At 51.5% G+C, this 20,791-nt stretch carries 20 protein-coding genes; 10 read left to right on the top strand and 10 right to left on the bottom strand.

Translation table 11 applies throughout. The features are described 5' to 3' along the window. Window positions 1-190: 190 nt before the first annotated feature. Entirely contained in the window at window positions 191-1,783 is a 1,593-nt protein-coding gene (gene nhaB, locus ACSF8X_RS07225; RefSeq protein WP_047880077.1) for a Na(+)/H(+) antiporter NhaB, read from the top strand. Between the two features lie 156 nt (window positions 1,784-1,939). Further along, complete coding sequence (gene dsbB, locus ACSF8X_RS07220) at window positions 1,940-2,458, top strand: disulfide bond formation protein DsbB (protein WP_047880078.1); 519 nt, start codon at window positions 1,940-1,942, stop codon at window positions 2,456-2,458. Window positions 2,459-2,583: 125 nt separating this feature from the next. Here dsbB and ACSF8X_RS07215 read toward each other — a convergent pair whose 3' ends face one another. Further along, entirely contained in the window at window positions 2,584-2,982 is a 399-nt protein-coding gene (locus tag ACSF8X_RS07215; protein WP_047880079.1) for a (deoxy)nucleoside triphosphate pyrophosphohydrolase, read from the bottom strand. Then, complete coding sequence (locus ACSF8X_RS07210; RefSeq protein ID WP_500851036.1) at window positions 2,982-3,629, bottom strand: SEC-C metal-binding domain-containing protein; 648 nt, start codon at window positions 3,627-3,629, stop codon at window positions 2,982-2,984. Before ACSF8X_RS07210 ends, ACSF8X_RS07215 begins: the two co-directional genes overlap by 1 nt. Before the next feature lie 201 nt (window positions 3,630-3,830). On the opposite strand from ACSF8X_RS07210, the gene ACSF8X_RS07205 reads away from it, so the two are divergent. From ACSF8X_RS07205 to ACSF8X_RS07195, 3 genes are all read left to right on the top strand, one after another. Next, the gene (locus tag ACSF8X_RS07205; RefSeq protein WP_500851035.1) at window positions 3,831-4,502 is read left to right on the top strand and encodes an NAD(P)H-binding protein; all 672 of its coding nucleotides are present in this window, start codon (window positions 3,831-3,833) and stop codon (window positions 4,500-4,502) included. 176 nt (window positions 4,503-4,678) lie between these two features. Continuing rightward, window positions 4,679-5,617, top strand: a complete 939-nt coding sequence (dusC, locus tag ACSF8X_RS07200) for a tRNA dihydrouridine(16) synthase DusC (protein ID WP_047880082.1) — start codon at window positions 4,679-4,681, stop codon at window positions 5,615-5,617. Between the two features lie 118 nt (window positions 5,618-5,735). Next, on the top strand, window positions 5,736-6,758 hold the full coding sequence (locus ACSF8X_RS07195) for an acyltransferase (protein WP_500851034.1): 1,023 nt from the start codon (window positions 5,736-5,738) through the stop codon (window positions 6,756-6,758). A gap of 131 nt (window positions 6,759-6,889) precedes the next feature. Here the strand turns inward: ACSF8X_RS07195 and ACSF8X_RS07190 are convergent, their stop codons facing one another. Then, on the bottom strand, window positions 6,890-7,324 hold the full coding sequence (locus ACSF8X_RS07190) for a YcgN family cysteine cluster protein (protein WP_084722365.1): 435 nt from the start codon (window positions 7,322-7,324) through the stop codon (window positions 6,890-6,892). 228 nt (window positions 7,325-7,552) lie between these two features. Here ACSF8X_RS07190 and ACSF8X_RS07185 point away from each other — a divergent pair, with 228 nt between their 5' ends. Beyond that, complete coding sequence (locus tag ACSF8X_RS07185; protein ID WP_084722359.1) at window positions 7,553-7,801, top strand: YkgJ family cysteine cluster protein; 249 nt, start codon at window positions 7,553-7,555, stop codon at window positions 7,799-7,801. A 90-nt stretch (window positions 7,802-7,891) separates the two neighbouring features. Here the strand turns inward: ACSF8X_RS07185 and ACSF8X_RS07180 are convergent, their stop codons facing one another. Continuing rightward, entirely contained in the window at window positions 7,892-8,140 is a 249-nt protein-coding gene (locus ACSF8X_RS07180; protein WP_047880086.1) for a TIGR02647 family protein, read from the bottom strand. Between the two features lie 182 nt (window positions 8,141-8,322). Further along, window positions 8,323-9,189, bottom strand: a complete 867-nt coding sequence (locus ACSF8X_RS07175) for a Tim44 domain-containing protein (protein ID WP_500851033.1) — start codon at window positions 9,187-9,189, stop codon at window positions 8,323-8,325. Window positions 9,190-9,362: 173 nt separating this feature from the next. On the opposite strand from ACSF8X_RS07175, the gene ACSF8X_RS07170 reads away from it, so the two are divergent. From ACSF8X_RS07170 to ACSF8X_RS07160, 3 genes are all read left to right on the top strand, one after another. Beyond that, entirely contained in the window at window positions 9,363-9,764 is a 402-nt protein-coding gene (locus tag ACSF8X_RS07170; protein WP_047880088.1) for an NINE protein, read from the top strand. Between the two features lie 217 nt (window positions 9,765-9,981). Next, complete coding sequence (locus ACSF8X_RS07165; RefSeq protein WP_047880089.1) at window positions 9,982-10,578, top strand: TetR/AcrR family transcriptional regulator; 597 nt, start codon at window positions 9,982-9,984, stop codon at window positions 10,576-10,578. A gap of 12 nt (window positions 10,579-10,590) precedes the next feature. Next, a complete protein-coding gene (locus ACSF8X_RS07160) occupies window positions 10,591-12,465 on the top strand; it encodes an MFS transporter (RefSeq protein WP_500851032.1) in 1,875 nt (624 codons plus the stop codon). A gap of 97 nt (window positions 12,466-12,562) precedes the next feature. On the opposite strand, the gene menE is transcribed toward ACSF8X_RS07160, so the two are convergent. Genes menE through ACSF8X_RS07135 form a run of 5 tightly spaced genes read right to left on the bottom strand, consistent with a single transcriptional unit; the run spans window position 12,563 to window position 18,882 of the window. Then, window positions 12,563-13,972, bottom strand: a complete 1,410-nt coding sequence (gene menE / locus ACSF8X_RS07155; RefSeq protein WP_500851031.1) for an o-succinylbenzoate--CoA ligase — start codon at window positions 13,970-13,972, stop codon at window positions 12,563-12,565. A gap of 41 nt (window positions 13,973-14,013) precedes the next feature. Further along, a complete protein-coding gene (menC, locus tag ACSF8X_RS07150) occupies window positions 14,014-14,988 on the bottom strand; it encodes an o-succinylbenzoate synthase (RefSeq protein WP_500851030.1) in 975 nt (324 codons plus the stop codon). A 3-nt stretch (window positions 14,989-14,991) separates the two neighbouring features. Next, window positions 14,992-15,852, bottom strand: coding sequence for a 2-succinyl-6-hydroxy-2,4-cyclohexadiene-1-carboxylate synthase (gene menH, locus ACSF8X_RS07145; protein ID WP_500851029.1), 861 nt, complete (start codon window positions 15,850-15,852; stop codon window positions 14,992-14,994). Beyond that, complete coding sequence (gene menD, locus ACSF8X_RS07140; protein WP_500851028.1) at window positions 15,836-17,569, bottom strand: 2-succinyl-5-enolpyruvyl-6-hydroxy-3-cyclohexene-1-carboxylic-acid synthase; 1,734 nt, start codon at window positions 17,567-17,569, stop codon at window positions 15,836-15,838. Before menD ends, menH begins: the two co-directional genes overlap by 17 nt. Further along, a complete protein-coding gene (locus ACSF8X_RS07135; RefSeq protein ID WP_047880095.1) occupies window positions 17,566-18,882 on the bottom strand; it encodes an isochorismate synthase in 1,317 nt (438 codons plus the stop codon). The genes menD and ACSF8X_RS07135 overlap by 4 nt, the downstream gene beginning before the upstream one ends. 572 nt (window positions 18,883-19,454) lie before the next feature. Here ACSF8X_RS07135 and ACSF8X_RS07130 point away from each other — a divergent pair. Then, complete coding sequence (locus ACSF8X_RS07130) at window positions 19,455-20,669, top strand: pyridoxal phosphate-dependent aminotransferase (RefSeq protein ID WP_047880096.1); 1,215 nt, start codon at window positions 19,455-19,457, stop codon at window positions 20,667-20,669. Window positions 20,670-20,791: the final 122 nt, after the last annotated feature.

The following is a 20,791-nucleotide window of genomic DNA, read 5'->3' as shown; positions in this document are numbered from 1 at the left end:
GGGAGCTGTATGGATGCTGCTGCCTGCTTTAAGTTAAACACCATTATGGACATGGTTTTTAGCTTAGAGGGTCTCTAAAAGAACACATAACCAAGCTGAACACTCTCTTGGTCGATGCTCTCGGACTAAAAAGGCAAAGTAGCTCGCAGCCATCCCTTTTGCACTTTTTATTTTTTTAAGAGACTCAAAAATGGCAATTTCGCTAAGGAACGCCTTTATCAAGAACTTTCTGGGCAAAGCCCCTGATTGGTATAAGGTAGCAATCATTGCATTCCTCATTATTAACCCTATCGTATTTTTCCTTGTCGACCCTTTTGTAGCAGGATGGCTACTGGTCGTTGAATTCATTTTCACCTTGGCAATGGCGCTGAAATGTTACCCGCTTCAGCCCGGCGGCCTACTTGCAATAGAAGCTGTTGCGATAGGCATGACCAGCCCGGAAATGGTTAAACACGAAATCGTTGCCAATATCGAAGTACTTTTGCTGTTGATCTTCATGGTTGCCGGCATCTACTTCATGAAGCAACTGCTACTCTACATCTTCACCAAGATACTGATTGGCATTCGCTCGAAAATCCTATTGTCGCTGGCGTTTTGTGTCATGGCGGCATTCCTGTCTGCATTCCTTGATGCCCTGACAGTTATTGCCGTTGTAATCAGCGTTACTGTTGGCTTCTACAGCATTTACCACAAAGTGGCATCTGGTCAGGAACCACACGCAGCCCACGACCATACTTCTGACAATCACATCCTCGAAGTCAGCCGTGATGATCTGGAAAACTACCGTGCCTTCCTACGCAGCCTACTCATGCATGCCGGTATCGGTACCGCCCTTGGCGGCGTAACCACTATGGTCGGCGAACCTCAAAACCTGATCATTGCCGATCAGGCTGGCTGGATGTTCGGTGAATTCATCCTGCGAATGGCGCCAGTCACCCTACCCGTTTTCGTCTGTGGCCTAACCACCTGTATACTGGTTGAGAAATTCAAAATCTGCGGATACGGTACAGAGCTACCAGAAAACGTTCGTCAGATCCTCGTTGAATTCGACAACGAAGAACGCAAACAACGCACTAACCTTGATTACGCAAAACTGATCATTCAAGTCATCATTGCCGTATGGCTGATTGTCGGCTTGGCAATGCACCTCGCTGCTGTAGGCTTGATTGGCCTGACCGTTATCATCCTTGCGACCTCGTTCACCGGTATTACCGAAGAGCACGCTTTGGGCAAGGCCTTTGAGGAAGCCCTACCGTTCACCGCGTTGCTGGCCGTATTTTTCTCTATCGTAGCCGTGATCATTGACCAGAAGCTGTTCGCGCCGATCATTCAGTGGGTACTCAGCATGGAAGGCAACAGCCAAATGACCATGTTCTATGTAGCCAACGGCCTGCTATCGATGGTATCGGATAACGTATTCGTCGGTACCGTTTACATCAACGAGGTTAAATCTGCCCTACTTAACGGCGCGATCAGCCGAGAGCAGTTCGACATGCTAGCCGTTGCCATCAACACAGGTACCAACCTGCCGTCAGTGGCAACGCCTAACGGACAGGCAGCGTTCTTGTTCGCGCTGACCTCTGCGCTGGCACCGTTGATTCGCCTGTCATACGGTCGTATGGTCTACATGGCTCTGCCATACACCATCGTGCTGTCTCTGGTTGGCTTGGCCTGCATTGAATTTACCCTAGTCCCTATGACCCACTGGTTCTACGACATGGGATGGCTGGCCCAAACCGCAGCTGAAGCAGCTAGTCATGCTGCGCCCGTAATTGGACATTAATGGAATCTTTTTCACATTTCATGGTCTGTTAACTATCAAAGCCCTGTTTATTCAGGGCTTTGTAATATATTAGTATGACCAAACAGCACATTGGCTGTTGACCATCACAATGCCCTGGCAAACAGCCCGTGAAAAAAGAGTAATTAGGAACCGACAATGCAATTTTTATACAACTTTTCCAAAAGCCGTCTCTCTTGGGGTCTGCTGCTCGCTTTCATTGTCTTCTTCGAAGCATGTGCAATGTTCTTCCAGCATGGGATGAAGCTAGAGCCTTGCGTAATGTGTGTCTATGAGCGCGTTGCCATGACCGGTATCGGTATTGCCGCTATCATCGGCCTTATTGCCCCTCAAAACGCCCTGTTTCGCTGGTTAGGGCTCGCAGGCTGGGGATTTGGCGCCTATCAGGGCCTTATTCTGTCAACCGAGCATGTTGCCTACCAATTCCCTACCAACCCGTGGTCAGCAACCTGTGCCCTGAATGTTAATTTCCCTGCATGGGCGCCGCTTAACGAGTGGGCACCTTGGTTCTTCGAAGCTACTGGCGACTGCGGCAAAATCGTATGGCAGTTCTTGGGGCTATCCATGCCGCAATGGCTTGAAATCATCTTTGCCGCCAACTTGGTCGCTCTGGCTATTATTGTTATCGCCCAATTCTTCGGCGCGAGAAAAAAATAACTCGCCAAATCACGAACAGCCGTTGCTAACTCGGCCTGTTCAGCGCAATAAAAAAGCAAGAGGTAACCTCTTGCTTTTTTTTATCCTTGCTGCGCTCAATCTCGCCTTTGGCCGCCTCTCAACGACTAAACCAGCAATGCATCAACAATCGGTAAATCAGCCGGGCAGAGCGAGTATGCCGCTATCTGATCGGCCTCCACCCAACGGGCATCCTGATGGCTATGCAGTACCAAGTCTCCCGACAGCCAATGGGAAAGATATCCTTTTAAATGGATAACCTTATCGCCATAGTCAAAAACACTGTCAGCCAAGAAACGTCCCGTATGCGTGGCGATAGCCAGCTCCTCGGTCAACTCGCGTTCCAATGCCTGCTCAGGGGTCTCTCCGGCTTCGACTTTGCCGCCGGGAAACTCCCACAATCCAGCCTGACTACCGTGTTCAGGCCGTTGGGCCAATAGATACTTACCGTCTTTTTCAATCACCCCGGCCACGACCAGGATGACTTTCTGACAACGACTTTCCATTACTGGCCGCAGCAATGCTTGAATTTCTTGCCACTGCCGCACAGGCAGTCATCATTGCGCCCGGTCTCTTTAAACGGGTTCACCGCCTGTGACTTGGCACCGACTTGCAGCTCATCTGCCGCCATCACCACTTCGGTTAGCATCAGTGGCAATTGGCAATAAAGATCTGTAGGTTGAGGCATCCCTGTTACGCCCGCATCTTCCATTTGTGCCAGCGTTGCCTCTTCATCCAGCATCAACATCAGCGTTGTAATAAGCGCAGACAGCATACGCATCGTACCGTCGGACAATGGCTGATCGGCCCAACCAGGCTCGATACAAGGCCACACCGTCAAGAAACCTTCGGCAAATTCGCGGTGTGCATCGCAAAGCCCTGTCTCCGGATCCCACTGCAGTTCAGCGGGCAATACAAACTCGCCAGCTTTGATATAGCGGTATTGCAGTTCAAAATGGTTCAGGATTGCCATTTTGTCATCATGACCCAGTTCGATAGCTTCATCCTCGTCAACACCGCCTGTGATCAACAGGGGAAGCCAGGCTTCTGGCTCAAGCGGTTTCGGATTGGCATTTGCTGCAAGCAGCGCGCCTTCGATGAAAGTAGCAGGCATCCCTTGCCAATCTTGTGGCAAAGACAGCAGATGTGTCATGGTCGATATCTCGTTGCGTCTTAAATATTAATGCTGATTATACCTGACTTCCCCGATTTGGCCGACCCGTGAAACAATTATTACTGGCTGTGCATAATTTGAGCTAAGACAGAAAAATGAGGGCGTTAGCGACAAAGATATTGAAAACACCTACGAACAGTGGCAAAAAGTACCCCATTCAAGCCAATCAGGATGAATAGAATGACGGGACAACATGCCATTATTGCCGGGGCCAGCGGGTTGGTCGGCGAAGAATTGATCCACTTACTGCTGCGCAATGATGACATCAATAACGTCTATGCCCTGTCTCGCCGGGAATTGCCCTACCAAAGCAAAAAGCTGAAGCAAATTCTTGACCCAGCCCTGCGAATAAATCACTGGGAAGAGCACGATCCCACGCCGACGCTCGGCTTTATTTGCTTGGGCAGCACTAAAAAACAAGCGGGTTCTCAACAAGCACTCGAGGCCGTCGACATTACCTTGGTTAGGGACGTCGCCAAGTCAATGAAAATGCTCGGTGTAAAGCATATCGTCGTCATTTCCAGTCTTGGGGCCTGCCGCCACTCCCCTGCCCATTACCTACGCTGTAAGGGGAAAATGGAAAAAGCCGTCACAAATATCGGCTTCGAAACCTGTATTTTCGTCCGTCCCGGCCCGTTGAAAGGCGAACGCCATATTCCCCGCAAGGATGAACTGGCGATCCAACGCCTATCTGCATCCCTACACCCGCTGATGATTGGCCCGCTCGCCAACTTCACCCCGATTCCAGCTGAACAGGTCGCCAAGCGGATGATCGAGCTGGCTATCTCGGCAACTCGCCGCAAACTGCCTGAGGTTGTGATCGTGTCCGGCCGAAAGTTATTAGACAAGTAAACACTTAACAACTAGAATCGCGCTCCCAACAGTGATCAGAACAGACCTCTTTGCGGCTCTTATCACGAGCCCGGATCATCTTGTTTCAGGCCCGTTGTGTAATGCATTCCCAATGGGAGTTGTTGCCCAACACAGCGGTCAGCAAGAGGTTACTGTTCGCCAGCCGAGAGAGTTCGATGCGAGTAATTTTAGGCCCGATGGAAGGTGTAGTCGATCACCTGATGCGGGAGATGCTGACCGAAATAAATGACTATGACTTGTGCGTGACAGAATTTGTCCGGGTTGTTGATCAGCTTCTAAACAAGAGTGTCTTCTATCGCCTGTGCCCCGAACTGTATCAAGGCGGAAAAACGGCATCGGGCACCCCCGTTCGAATCCAATTACTGGGGCAAGACCCGCACTGGCTGGCCGAAAATGCCGTCAGGGCCGTCGAACTGGGCTCACCCGGTGTTGACCTCAACTTTGGCTGCCCGGCCAAAATGGTTAACAAGAGCCGTGGCGGAGCCGTTTTGCTGCAAGACCCCGAGATGATGTACCAAATCGTCAAAAACGTGCGAGATGGCGTCGACTGCCGTCGCCCGGTTTCAGCCAAGGTTCGTCTCGGCTGGGATGATCCTAATCGATGCTTCGAAATTGCCGATGCCGTCGCCCAAGCCGGTGCCGACGAGATCGTCATCCACGCCCGCACCAAAGAAGACGGTTACCGTGCCGACACCATCAAGTGGGACTACATCGCCAAGGTCAAGCAAGCTATCAAGATCCCGGTAGTGGCCAACGGCGAGATCTGGAATTACGAGGACGGACAACGTTGTATTGCCGCTACCCATACCGACTCGCTCATGGTATGCCGAGGCGCAATCAACCTGCCCAACCTGGGCAATGTCGTTAAATACGATGAAAAAGCAATGGAATGGCCCGCCGTGCTTGATTTGCTGTTAAAATACTCCACCTACGAGATCAAAGGCGACAAAGGGCTTTACTACCCCAACCGCATCAAACAGTGGTTCAGCTACCTGCGCCAGCAATACCCGCAGGCCAAAGCACTCTTTGCCGAAATCCGCAGCCACAACAAGGCCGCGCCAATCATCGAGATATTGGAAAACGCACGCCGTTAATTCCACGCCTTGATTTTCGACTCCATCTGACCGGGCATGACCCGGTCGGATTATTTTTATTTAAGCGTATAAATACTGATAAATAAGTAATATACATACACGAAGGAATGTTATAAATATGTACACCCGACTATCTTGGGCAGATTCATGCCGGATATTTGCCACTTTCGGCGTTATTATTATTCACGCTTGTATAGGAAACTTTTACAAATTTGGCACAATATCCACCGATGAGTGGCTCTCTGTCAACCTTCTAGATTCTCTTGTTCGTGTCTCAGTCCCATTATTTTTCATGCTTTCCGGCGCCTTTATTTTAAAGACTGACGGCAGTTATACCAGCCTGAAATGTGTATTTAAAAGAACAGCAAGAATAGCGATTCCATTATTTGTTTGGAGCATTGGATACCTTGCTTATATTTCACATTATACCGGCCAAGACATTGATGTATTAAGTGTATTCAAAAAAAACTCAATGTATCATCTATGGTTCGTTTATTCTTTAATTGGCGTATATCTATTACTCCCAATCCTGCAGTGTATTTTCAATGCACTACTATCAAGGAAAGACTACCAAATTTATTTTTTGGTTCTCTGGTTTACCATTAACTGTTTGCCAACGTTTATTTACATGCCAGAAATAAACCTCATGCACCTCACTGGTTTTTTGGGGCATGCAGGCTATTTCCTGATTGGTGGCCTACTCTTTTCATACCTTTCATCCCATAAAGAACTCGGCAAACCACAAACAATGCTCGCCTTCATTGTTTTTGTAGGCGCGGTAGTAAGTACATTTTTAATTACTTGGTTTATTTCCGACAAAGCCAACAGGCCACTAGAAACGGCTTACGGTAACTTCTGCCCAACCATTTTCATTGCCTCTGTTTCGCTATTTGTTCTCTTTAGCCAACTAAAGACCAAAGAAAAAACAGCGAAGGTTCTTAACTGGATCTCTGATCGCACATTCATCATCTATTTTGTTCATGTGCTTGTGCTAGAGAAAGTCACTCATTTTGTTACCGGTCACATCCATTTACCGGCTATGATTTCTATTATCTCCATTTCTCTAATTACATTTACCATCTGTCTGGTAATTGCCGCGATTCTACGTCTGTTACCAAAATCAAAAATGATTTTAGGGTAAATATCGCCAATAAAAAATGCCGCCATGTTGTTGCCACAAGAGTGGCCACAACATGGCGGCATTCAATGTCAATACACGGTTTAGACTAGAAACCCTATATCATTGACACTTAGACAATATTAAATTATCTGTTATCGATTTGGATGATTCAGAATGTGGTCTTCCCAATCAATCACATCGATTTCGTAGACGACTTTGTCTTTAACCGACTCGTCAGCTGCATGCATCGCGTCTTTAGAACCGGTGATCAGCGGGTGCCACTCTGGTAGGCCTTTGCCTTCAGCCAATAAGCGGTATGCACAAGTATCTGGCAGCCATACGAACTCATCGATACGTTCGCGGGTCAGCTTGAGGCATTCTTCGCCTGATTCAAAACGGTTCAGGTAATCACTGCACGAACAAGTCTTGCTGTCGAGCAAACTACAGGCAACATTGGTGTAGTAGATTTCATCGGTATCGTCATCGATCAGCTTATGCAGGCAGCATTTACCGCAACCGTCGCACAGGGCTTCCCATTCCTGATCTGTCATATCCTTCAAATCTTTTTCTTGCCAGTAGTGTGTCATTACATCGCCTTCTGTCTTCATCCTGCCTGCCAACTTGGCCAAGCGCTATGGTGAGGCGGTGTTATAGCCGCCAGCCCAGCAAAGTGCAAGCACTTATGGCCAAATGCCGCCAAACCGGCGTTGTAATAAAATTCATTCTTATTTGGCAGACAAACAACGACAAATTTTTGATCCGAACGCCCAAGGGTGATAACGTTCGCTCCCTTAAAATTACAGTGTAGGTGAGTTATGGAATGCCGTTTAGGGTGCGGTGCCTGTTGTATAGCCCCGAGTATCTCCTCCCCCATTCCTGGGATGCCCAATGGCAAACCGGCTGGCGTGCGTTGCATTCAGCTTAACGACGATAATCTGTGCAAGCTATTTGGCAAGCCGGAACGGCCTAAAGTCTGCGGACACTTCAAACCCTGCCCATCGGTATGCGGCACATCAAACCAAGAAGCGCTTGATACCATCACCGAACTGGAAAATATTACCTGATACCCATCGTACTCTTCGAATGGTACCAGAAACAAAAAGGCCTGATGATTTGCTCATCAGGCCTGAAGACTCTCTCGCAGTTAGCGAAATTTAGGCAACGTCGACTTTACCAGTCAGAATACGTAACGCTGCTTTTGCATGCTCAACGGTTTGATGGCCGGAAAAGGTCAAATAGCCGCCATCTTCTTGAGTTACCAGCCCCTTGGCATAAAGACGCTTGGCTGCTGCTACCGTTTCAGGCGCGGCATCGCTGCGAACTTTAATCCCCTCTCGTTCACTGTGCATCGGGAACTTTACCAGCAGGTTCATCTCGTGCATTAGGTCTGCATTATAAGGCATAGCATTCTCTCATTTGTTTCTTAACCTGCATTAATAGTAGCGTCTTGGCGCACGAATAATAGGTGGTCAGATCATATCTCATTGATTTTTTGAGAGAGGAAGATCAAAAAAACAAAAAGCCGCCCTGCTAGGGACGGCTTTTGTCTTGCGGCTACACCATTATTGGTATTGATGAGAACGGCTTACGCCTGAATACCCACAATCAACCACGGTGCATTTGGCTTGGTTAAATCGCGCTCAAGGTGCCACACATCAGTGATCTCTTCCTCAACGCCTTCAGCACGGTCTTTGTAGCGGCCGGAGAACTGGATACTCAACTGAGCCATGCTCGCATTGTAATCGGCACGTACCAGTTCGGCGTCAACATACATGACTTCAGTATGCTGCTCGCCATCTAGCTTGGCGCGCTCTGCCGCGAGATCATCGAACAATGCCGGGCTTACGTATTCACGGATTTTACCCAGTTCATTGTGGTTCCAAGCTCCCTGAATCGTACGATAATGTTCACGCGAACCATTCAGGAATGCGTTCATATTGAAGCCTGGAGGCAAGTTGAACGGCACTTCGCTGTCTGTCGACACATAGCTTTCCTGACCGGCATTCGCCTGCTGGCGGAATTGCTGGGCTTGTTGCTGCTGCTGGGGAGAGTTCCCCGCATACGCTTCGCGGTGTCCCATCGGTGTCGATTTTGAACCACGCAGTGCTTTGAAAATCTTGAATACCACAAACATCAGCAAACCGATGATCAGAATATCCATAAACTGAATGCCATCGAATGCCCCGCCGAAGAAGGCTGCCAACAAGCCACCGGCCAACAAGCCGCCAAGTAGACCGCCCATAAGCCCTTTCTTGCTAGACTTAGCAGGCTGATTCGCGGTAGGTTGTTGTTGTTTTAGGGTATCAGTTTGTTGCGGTTGCTGCTTTTTCACCGGTGCCGTTTTAAAACTTTTACCGAATGATTTGCCGCCACCGAATTTTTTAGCCTCAACGTGCGGTGCCGCGAAGGACACTGTCAGTATCAGGGCAAAAATGGTGAAGATGCGTTTCATATCAATGCATACCTTTGCCTTATAGTCGTAGCTGCATCGTAAACATCCTTGACTGAATGTCAACTAAACCACAAAAGCAAATTGTTACTAATATTTATATGGCAGCCGCTCGCCATAACCGGTAATCGCCATTAGGCTGACCCAACCGGCTGTCACCTCAGGAGAAATAAGTAATGCACCAAGATACACATAGCAAACTCATCGGTTACCTCTTATGGATCTTCGGCTTCCTCGGCGCCCATCGCTTCTATTACGGCAAACCGGTTACCGGCACGATTTGGTTCTTCACCTTTGGCTTACTGGGCATAGGTTGGTTAATTGACCTATTTCTGATCCCTTCGATGGACAGAGAAGCTGACCTGCGCTTCCAAGCTGGCCCTTACGACTATACCGTTGCATGGTTACTGCTGACGTTTCTAGGGATCTTCGGCCTCCACCGCTTCTATATGGGCAAGTGGCTAACAGGTTTGCTATACCTATGTACAGCAGGCTTCTTCCTGATCGGTGTCCTAGTCGATTTCTGGACACTCAACGAGCAGGTCTCCATCAAAAATAGCGAGAGCCTACGACGCTAACCCGTCGACCACGACGCTCAATACACGCTGATATGATAGCCCTCACAGGCTGCCAAGAAATCAGCCGAAACCTTGTGGGATATAAGCCCAGCCCTTGACCTAGAACAAGCGTTCGAACTAAAATATCGAACAATGTTCTATATTGACGATGTCTCTGCGCTAACCGGACTGAGGCTGGGCAAGATAATAAATTGAACGATTAAGAGTTGATAATTCAATGGCAAGACGAAATGACCATACTCGGGAAGAGTTGGTAAGCATGACCCTTGAACAAGTAAAGCTGTTCCTTTCCGAGCACCCTCACCACGAACTCAGCCTGCGTAAAGTTGCCGCGATGATCGGCTACGTACCGAGCACGCTGGTCAATATTTTCGGCAACTACAACCTGCTTCTGCTTCATGCTGTCGCCCAGACACTCGATGAGCTGTTCGCCGAGGCCGAAGCCGAAATGGCCACCGCTACCTCGCCGGAAGAAGCACTGCGAAAGCTCGCCTACTGCTATCTCGATTTTGCCAGCCGCAACCCTTACCGATGGCAGCTTATTTTCCAGCACACAATGAACGGTGAAGAATTGCCAGATTGGCAGTCAGACCGTATCAACAATATGACGGGAATGCTGGAAACCCTGATCAGCCAGATCAACCCCGACATCAATGACGCCGATGTTCTGGCGGCAAGCCGGGTCTTGTGGGCGGGTGTTCACGGTATTACCCTGCTGACTGTCGACGACAAGTTGTTTACCGAAGTACCAGTAGACGGCAAGGCGCTCATCGACAACTTGCTGACAACTTACCTTAATGTCTGGAAAGGGTAAGCGGAGCCTGTGATGTCGGAAAAGCCCCAATCTCGCCTGTTGACCAAACGGCGCTTCCTGCCTTACTTCCTCACTCAGGCGCTTGGGGCATTCAATGACAATGTCTATAAAAATGTCCTGCTGCTACTGATTGCCTTTGCTGCGCCTAGTGCCCTGCCGTTTGAGAGCGATCTGATCATCAACTTGGCTGCAGGGCTCTTTATCCTGCCCTTCTTCCTGTTCTCGGCAAGTGCCGGAGTCCTGTCTGACATGTATGACAAAGCCGTAATTATGCGGGTAGTCAAAATGGCCGAAGTGGTTATCATGTCACTGGCAGCACTGGCCTTGATCAGTGAAAACTATGCCATTCTCCTCATCTTATTATTTCTTATGGGGACTCAATCGGCATTCTTCGGGCCGGCAAAATATTCCCTGCTGCCACAGCACCTGAAAAAAGAAGAGCTGGTGTCTGGCAATGCACTGGTTGAAACCGGTACATTCTTAGCCATCCTGCTCGGTACTCTGATTGCAGGCATGATTGCCAACCAGGCCGATGCCAACATTATCGCCGCTATAAGCGTTGTCACCTTTGCGGTACTCGGCTATCTGACATCAAGGTGGATCCCCGAAGCCAAGCCAAGCAATCCGCACGGCAGCTTCCGCTGGCAACCCATAAAGCAAACACGACACACGCTGGCTATCGCACGTAAAGACAAAGTCATCTTCCAATGCGTGATGGGGATCAGTTGGTTCTGGTTCCTCGGCGCGTGCTACCTCACCCAATTCCCGAACTTTGCCAAATTGCACCTTGCCGGCAATGCCGCGGCGGTCTCGTTCCTACTGGCCCTATTTTCGATTGGAATTGCCGTTGGCTCACTGCTTTGCGACCGCCTTTCAGGACACCGTATCGAACCGGGCATCGTCCCTTTGGGCAGCTTGGGGATCACGGTCTTCGGTGCCGGGCTGATGTTCTCCACCCCGAGCTCAATGCCGGAGAATATCGGGTTTATCGAATTTATCAGCCATCCCGACTTATTCTCGGTCTTTGTTTGCCTGATGATGCTAGGCGTTTCAGGCGGGATATTCATCGTCCCGTTATATGCCATGATGCAACAGCGTGCCAAAGACAGTGAACGCTCGCAGATTATTGCCGCCAACAATATCTGGAATGCCATATTCATGGTGGCCAGTGCCATTACCGGGATTGTTTTCCTCTCCGTCCTCGGCTTCAATATCCCTGAGTTTTTCCTGTTTCTCTCCGTGCTTAACTTCGGCGTGACAATCTATATCTATATCCAGGCTCCGGATTTCTTCTGGCGATTTCTGGTATGGATGGTCAGCCACACCATGTACCGGGTCGAGCACCAAAATCTGGCCAATATCCCGGCCAAAGGCGGCGCGCTTATTGTCTGCAACCATGTCAGCTACATGGATGCCTTGCTGCTGGCCGGGGCCTGCCCGCGCCCCATCCGTTTTTTGATGGACAGGGATATCTACAACTTGCCCCTGATCAAGACCTTCTGCCGGGAGTGCAAGGTGATCCCAATCGATGCCACAGACCGTCGCTCGATAATGAAAGCCTTCGCTGAAGTAAACCGACGGCTAGAGCTCGGAGAGGTAATCTGCGTCTTCCCCGAAGGGCAGCTTACCTACGATGGGGAAATTGGCCCTTTCATGCGCGGTATCGACCTCATTATCAAGCGCAGCCCCGTGCCGGTGATCCCCGTCGCCCTACAGGGGCTATGGGGCAGCTATTTCAGTCGCGAAGGCGGCAAGGCCCTGCTGAAACGGCCAAAGCGTTTCTGGTCGAAAATCAATATTGTTTTCGGCAGCCCAATCAATGCAAGTGATGCCGACAGCGCAACCCTACGCGAACAGGTAGCCCAGCTACGTGGCGAAAGTCGATAACGGCTCTTCATTGCGAATAAGCGGATATAAGCAGATAAATAAAAAGGCCAGCTCCCAAGAGCTGGCCTTTTTGGCAATAATAGCAAGATAATAAGAATTACTGCGTCGTCAGCCACTGAGCGAGCATGGCACGCGATATTTTTATCCCACCACCCAATGTCTCCGGTAACGGCAGATAACGTACAGGCCGACGATAGCCGCTAACCTGCTCGGCCATATAATCCGCCAGCCGCTCGGCCAACTCAGATGTGAACGGTTGCCCCGAGGCCACCAGCGCCACCGGACGGCTCCCGAACTCATGGTCCTCGACAGGCAAAACGAACACCTGATCGACCTCAGGGTGAGCCATCAGAACTTTTTCAATCTCTTCTGGCTGAATGTTCTCGCCACCGGAAATAAACATATTGTCAGCACGGCCGGAAATATGCAGCTCTTCATCCTGCCAGAAGGCCAGATCCTTAGTCGCAAACCAACGCACACCGTCAAACTCGGTTTCACCAGCGGGGAAAATCATCCGATTACGGTAATATCCCAAGCAGAGCGTCGCACCGCTCACCCATGCCTCACCATTTCTCACCGCCACATTACGGTTAGGCAATACATAGCCAACCCCCGTGCTCTGATCAGCCAGTTTAGCCGTGACCGTCGAAGCCATTTCGGTCATGCCATAGCCGCACCAGCATTCGATTCCAGCCGCTCTGGCCTGTTCAGTCAAACTCACCGGGATCACAGCTCCGCCGAGGAGGACCCGTTTCAACGCCAAATTAGTCGGCCTTCCTCCAGCCAGTAGCCGCTGAAGCTGGGTAGGCACCAAGGAAGCATGGGTAACGTCGGCCAACGATTGCTCCAACTGCTGAGGCGGGCACAATACCAACCGGGCACCACGCAGCAGCCAGCGCCATACAATCGCCAAACCAGAAATATGGAACAGCGGCAATGACAACAGCCAACTGTCGTCGGCATCAAACGCCATCCGTTCGAGCAAGCCCTCGGCACTGCTCAAATGGTTTTGGGCCGAATGCACCACGGCCTTTGGCAATCCTGTCGAGCCAGAGGTCAACGTCAAGGTTGCCGCTCGCGTCGGCTGCCATGTCACGGGCACCAGCCTTGGCTGTTTGGCCGGCAATAATTGCAGCCGGGTATATCCCGATGGTACGCCAGCTTGTTTCGACGGATACCACACAAAATCACAGGCCAATGCAGCTAATTGACGCTCCAGTTCCACCGCAGAAAAACGCGGGTTAAGAACCACAATCCGGGCTCCGACGCGCAGTGTCGCCAACAGCAACCAAACCACAGACACAGAATTCGCAGCCACAACCGCGATGAGCTGGTCGCGCTTCACCCCCTGTTCGATCAGCCCCTGGGCATAATCATCCACCCGCTGAGCAACTTCCGCCCAACCAAACGACTGGCCATCAAACGACAGAGCGACCGCTGAGGGCCGCTCTGCTGCCCAATACTGCCAGGGCCAGGTCGGGAAATGGGATTCAATCACTTCCGCCATTACTTACCTTTACTTATTATAAATTGCCCTAAACCGTACCGTTAGGCTTGCCAAACAACCGGCAACGACGCCAATGACGTCACTGGCAATTCGCAACCCGGCCACGGCATCTCAAGCTGGGCCATGAACAGCTGCATGGTGTCCAACCCAGGAATAACACCCGGGGTCTGCCATGCGGCAAGACGTGCCAACTGATTAAGGCCAAGGCTGCTTTCCATACTGGAACTCACCACCGCGACAAGACCCACGGCCTGTGCCTGCGCAATAAGGTCGATACAGCGCGCCACGCTTCCCACCAAGGTCGGCTTGATAACAATTGCCGCAACACCCGGTTCAGCCTTCACTTCAAAGCCTTCGTCGCGTACCGTTTCATCCCATGCGATATTAATGCCGGTCTCTTGGGCAAAAGCCAAGCTGTCGGCAGGGTTCATGCACGGCTCTTCGAGGAACGCGATTCCACCGCGGTGCTCGGGCTTCACATACTTGGCAAACTGCTGGGCTTTCAATGGCGTCCACTGACGGTTGGCATCAAGACGCAGGCGTACACCCGGAATAGCCTCGATAAACATGTTCGCAACCATGCCGTCACGAACCGCTTCGTACATACCCACTTTGATTTTAGCGACCTTCTCCCCTTCCATTTCATTGAGGGCAATCACCAAATCATCAGGGTCACCGGCACACAGCGGGGCAACCTGATAGTTACCGTCTTCCGGCAGTTCGCCAGCCAACGTCATGGCAGCCATGCTTAGGCCAAACGCAACAGAAGGCATTGCTGACTCTAGATCCCATGCCTCACCAGCCACCCACTGGGCCAGCAGTGCTTTGGCCTGCTCACCGGCTTGCTCAGCCGTCTCGTGGCTGAATTCCGGCAAGGGGGCAATTTCACCATAGCCAGTACACTCACCGTCTTTAAGCTCGACAATCCAACCATCACGGTTAACCAATCGCTGAGTTCGCAGGATCACGCCGCTATCCATCGGCAACTGGTATTGGTAGAGTTTTGCACTACGCATTATTCATTCCATCTTATTGATTAATATCTGCCGCAAGGTGCCTGCGAACGCATCGGGTTGTTCGGCATGGACATTGTGCCCCGCTCCGCCAATCACCGAGTGGTCAAGTGCAGACTGGCTTGCCAGAGTTTTGAATTTGGTGTCGTTCTCGCCGCAAATGTAATGCACGGGCATCGTCAGCCCAGTCAAAAGTGGCAGCAAAAACGGCTGTTTGGCCAACGATGTAGCCTGTAACATATGTGCTATAGCAACCCCAAGGTTATCACTGCGTTTGGCGATAAAACCTTGTCTTTGGTCATCATTGAGAGATAAAAAAACCGGCTGTCGATACCAGTCCGCCAGCACCGAATCCAGCGACTCGGTGGCAAATCGCCGCGACCAGCACAGATCATTTTTCCAGCGAGGCTCACGCTCAATCTCCGGCAGACCGAAATTCCCGCCTTCGACAACCAAGCCTGCAAGCCGTGGGGGGCCGAACTCGTTATCGACCTCGCCGCCTGCCTCGCCACCTGCCTCGCTATCGGTTTCAGCGGGCAGATAACAGCTGGCATAATACATTGCGATCCGAGCGCCCAGCGAATAGCCAACCAAGACATAACGGCGGATGCCTCGCGCACGCAGCGTCGCCGATAATTGCCGGCAGACATCATCAAAACCATCTGCACGGCACCATTTGCTGTGCCCGTGCCCCGGCAAATCAATACTCAGGCATGGCCAGTGCGTCGCCATCTCAGCAATCACTCGTTGCCAGTCGCGCCCGTTTCCCAACAAACCATGAAGAAAAACCAGAACCGGACGCTCTACCGCCAACGGTGACGACCAACCAAATGACTCGCTATAAAGCCGACTAGAGCAATACGGCATCGCGGACCTCGGCAAACAACGCCTGCAAGCGGCTGCCGCTGTCACCGGCTGGGGTCTGAATTTCAATAACCGTTGTACCTGAGTTTACCAATGCCTGCTCACAAGCCTGCTGAGCATCTTGCAGCGTTGCCGGGCAAACATAATCCAACCCGAACATTGCGGCGGCATGACTAAAGTCTAACCCGTGGGGCATTCGGTAGAACTGTGCCTTTTCCTGCTCAGGGACCGGCAGCATATCGAAAATCGCCCCGCCATCGTTATTGGTCACCAGTACCACCAACGGGAAATCCTGCTGGCGCAACAGCGCCAGCGAATTCAAATCATAAAGCAGCGAAGTGTCACCAAGTACGCACAGCATCGGTGCCAACTGCGCCCGCTGCACCCCGGCAGCAGTGGCAATCAAGCCATCTATCCCCGAGGCCCCGCGATTGGCAAAAGTAGCGGTTTCCGGCATTTGCGCAAGCATATCAAGCAAACGCACAATCAGGCTGTTACCCAAAAAGACCGTGGTGTTTTGCGGCACCCACTCCATCATTTCGGCAGCTAGACCCAACTCATTCAAGCCACCGTTTTTATCAGAGGCCAATTGCTGGCAACGCAAGGCGGCAGCTTTCAGTGAATCCGCCCAACCATGATGCTCACCGCACAGGCCTGCCTGCATCAATTCAGAGGCCATCGCGGCAGCGAATTGTGCGATACCCGCCTGTAGCCGCAAGGTACAACGGAAACTCGGGTCAAGCGGCACATCCAGCGGATCCACCAGCCAGTAGTGCTGTAACGGGTTGGACGCAATAAACTGACCAAGGCGTTTCGATACCAAACGCCCGCCAAACTGGAGCACCACCTCGGCTTCGGCCAGTTTCGCTCGGCACGCGGCATTTTGCATCCAAACGTCAAAACCGAACCAATCACTGGTTCCCCCTGCCTGCGGATCCACCAACACCGGCCAGCCCAAAACCTCTGCCAACACCTTGACTTGCGCCAACTCGCCCGGCGCCATCCGCCCAGCCACCAGTACCCCCTTGCGCGACACGCAATCCTGCCACGCAGGCACGGCACACCCCGCCATCGGAGACGGATAAACCGTCAGCGGCAAAGACGAGGATTGCCAGCGGGCAACAGGCTGAAGGTAATCCGAAAAGTCCTGCTCACAGCCATACAGCGGCTCAGGGTAATGGCAATTGAAATGAACGGCACCACCACGTACAGCCTGCTGCTGCATCGCTTTGTCCACTGTAGACAACAGCCATGCTGGACTGATCGACATCGTAGGGGAAGGTATATCTTCAAAGGCCGTCACATGGGTGGAAAAAATACCATGCTGGCGAATAGCCTGATTGGCCCCGCACTGAATCAGCTCGGTAGGACGGTCAGAGGTAAGCAGGACCAACTTCTCACCGGTCAGGCCGCTCTCGGCAACAGCGGGAAGCAAATTGGCCACCGCCGTACCGGAAGTCACAACGACTGCCACCGGCTGGTCACTGGCCTTTGCCAGCCCCAGCGCGAGAAATCCGAGACCGCGTTCGTCAAAATGGGTATGGACGGTCAATCCGCCATGACGGGCCGCCGCCAGCGTCAACGGGGTCGAGCGTGAGCCCGGAGCAATACAGATATGTTTGACACCCAACCTGAAAAGCTCTTCGAGCATCAAACTTGCCCATAGTTGGTTCAAGGCAGCCCGGCTTTCGAGCCCCTGCGGTAAAGTCGCAACTGTCATGCCGTCTTGCGCTCCCAATCCGTTTCATCACTACCGAACAGGCTGCACAAGGTTGAGGTTTTCCGGTCCAACTCCTTCCATTCGCTATCGGCGGTCGAGCCAGGGACAATCCCGGCGCCAGCAAACAGATGAAGCTGGTCGCCCATAATCAGCGCACTGCGAATTGCCACGCAGAACTCGCTGCGCTGTTGGCTGAGAAAACCAACCGAACCGCTGTACCAACCTCGGGCAAACGGCTCGTGCTCGGTGATAAAATCCAATGCCTTGTCGCGGGGCAAACCGGCAATCGCCGCTGTCGGCTGGAGGCTTTCCAGCAAGTCCGCACTGTCTACGTCGCTGTTGAGCTGGGCATCGATGCCTCGCTTGAGGTGCTGAACCTTGCGCAACCGGATCAGTTCTGGGGTCTCAGCCACATTCATGGTATCGCAGCATGCCTCGAGGCGACTGACAATATCATCAACCACAAGGCGGTTTTCATACCGGTTCTTATTGTCATCAAGCAGCCATTGTGCCAACCGGTTATCTTCCGCAGGGCTATTGCCCCGTCCGATCGTTCCCGCCACCGCCTCGGTCAGCAATGCTCTCTCCTGACGCAAAAACAGTCGCTCGGGAGTCGAGCCGACGAAGCAGTGCTTGGCATCAAGGGCCATCATAAAGTGAAAACTGTGATGATTGCTGCTCCGGCTGGCCTTCAGCAGCTGAGCAGGCGCAACGGGTGTATCGAGTGTTAGCGTTGTCTTACGCGCCAAAACCACTTTTTCGAATACTTTTTGGGAGATCGCCTCAAGGGCGTTGCTGATCATTGTCGACCAACCAGAGAAATCTGGCGAATAGGTCCGGCCAAGGATCTTGCTCTTTATCTCCAACACCTCACTCGATTCTATGCTGAGCTGAGACAAGGCTGAAAGCACCTTGCTTGTTGATTCTGGAGAGATATTGACAGCAAGATACCAGTCACCGTCCGTCCGGGCCAACTCGGCCACAGGCAGGAAAAAGAACGACGGGAGGCAACGCTGGTTGCGTGCCGTTCGTCCGTCAAAGGACTGGCCACCCCAGATGCGTTGCTCGGGGGCCAAGATTTTCTCGGCAGCTTTCGGATCGGTAAAGGTTTTGATTTGGCCAAGCGCAACGACCTCTTCGCGTCCGTCACGTGACTGCCAATAGAATTTAGGAAACAGCGGCTGGCTGTCTAGCCAGTCTATCAAGTCGGTATTTGCCGGAAGCTCCAGCTTTACCATTAATCGTTGAGTTGTCGGTGCGGATTGTTGAATTTTTCTAATTAAGAACTCAACGGCTTGTTGTAACGCGGTCAAGGTAACCTCACTCAGCTCTCAAGCACTAAAAAAGGCTCATCCCTGGCTGATGCTTTGCTGCTAATCGTTAGCATATCACTTGCTTTGTATGGCTGTTATGGTTGCAGTTTCGTTGCAAAATACCGCATGTAGCAAGCCCTCGGCCCACCTACGGCAACCATACAATGAATAAGCCATTCTACATCAGTTATCGTATTCTGACTAATAAAGTAATGACTCAACACGAATTTTCACATCTCATCATATACCTACGATGTTTAGTTTCTTACCACTCTCATCTCGGCATACGCAACCACTCCACCAAACTGTACACCAATGTGTCCAATGCAGGGCAAAACCTCGGTTCTATATTGGTTAAATCCCGAGCAGAACCACGCAAAGTAACATTTCCTACTGCTTTCCAAGCCAATCGAGCCTAAAAAAACCGCCAAAGTAGCGTAATCTTTCACCCAAGGAAGAATTTAATAATATAAAAAACTATTTATCCCTATATTCACCCGATAGGTGTTTATTTTATAGGGTTTCATAGTGTAATTTGTGGATATTCACTAAAAGTTACAGAGTATCAGCCAATGCATAACATCGGGATGTCATCCAAACTCAATAATGTCTGCTACGACATTCGCGGGCCCGTCCTCAAACATGCCAAGCGCATGGAAGAGGAAGGAAACAAAATCCTCAAGCTTAATATTGGTAACCCTGCCCCGTTTGGTTTTGACGCCCCAGATGAAATTCTGGTTGACGTAATCCGCAACTTGCCGACCTCGCAGGGGTACTGTGATTCCAAAGGGATCTACCCGGCTCGCAAAGCCGTTGTCCAGCACTACCAAAAACGCGGCATGCGCGATATCGATGTCGAAGATGTCTATATCGGCAACGGGGTATCCGAGCTGATCGTCATGGCTATGCAGGCACTGCTCAACAACAACGACGAAATGCTGATCCCGTCACCGGACTACCCGCTGTGGACCGCAGCCGTTTCACTGTCAGGCGGCAAGGCCGTGCACTATGTCTGTGATGAGTCGTCTGACTGGTATCCGGATCTCGACGATATCCGCAAGAAAATCACCCCGAACACCCGCGGCATCGTGCTGATCAACCCGAACAACCCAACCGGCGCGGTTTACAGCCGTGATTTCCTGCTGGAAATCGTTGAAATTGCCCGTCAACACAAACTGGCTATTTTCGCCGACGAAATCTATGACAAGATCCTTTACGAAGGTGCGCAGCATACATCCATTGCCTCGCTGGCAGACGATGTGTTCTGCGTGACGTTCAATGGCCTGTCGAAATCATACCGCGTGTGTGGCTTCCGTGCTGGCTGGATGGTACTTTCTGGGCCGAAGCACGTTGCCAAAGGCTACATCGAAGGGTTGGAAATGCTCTCTTCTATGCGCCTGTGTGCCAACGTGCCGATGCAGCATGCGATTCAAACCGCTCTCGGCGGCTACCAGAGTATCAACGAGCTTATCCTGCCGGGCGGTCGGCTGCTTGAACAGCGCGACAAAGCCTACGAACTGCTGACCTCGATCCCGGGTGTTTCATGCGTCAAGCCGAAAGGCGCGCTATACCTGTTCCCGAAACTGGACCAGAAGAAATTCAACATCATCGACGACCAACGCATGGCGCTGGACTTCCTCCAGCAGGAAAAAGTGCTGATCGTCCACGGTACCGGCTTCAACTGGAAGCAGCCTGACCACTTCCGTATCGTTACCCTGCCACGGGTCGACGACCTCGAGCTGGCCATCGGCCGACTGGAGCGCTTCCTGTCAGGCTACCGCCAGTAATTTCAAACCCCGCTTCTGCGGGGTTTCTTTTATCCGCTTGGCCATCCATTCCCTCGCTATACTTATACCCAACAAATTTACTATTGACCCGTGTCCAGATCTGGTAACGTAATCCTGTCAGC

It is taken from the genome of Photobacterium panuliri, assembly GCF_059920555.1.
Note: the sequence above shows the minus strand (reverse complement) of the source record. Positions and strands in the feature narration are given on the sequence as shown.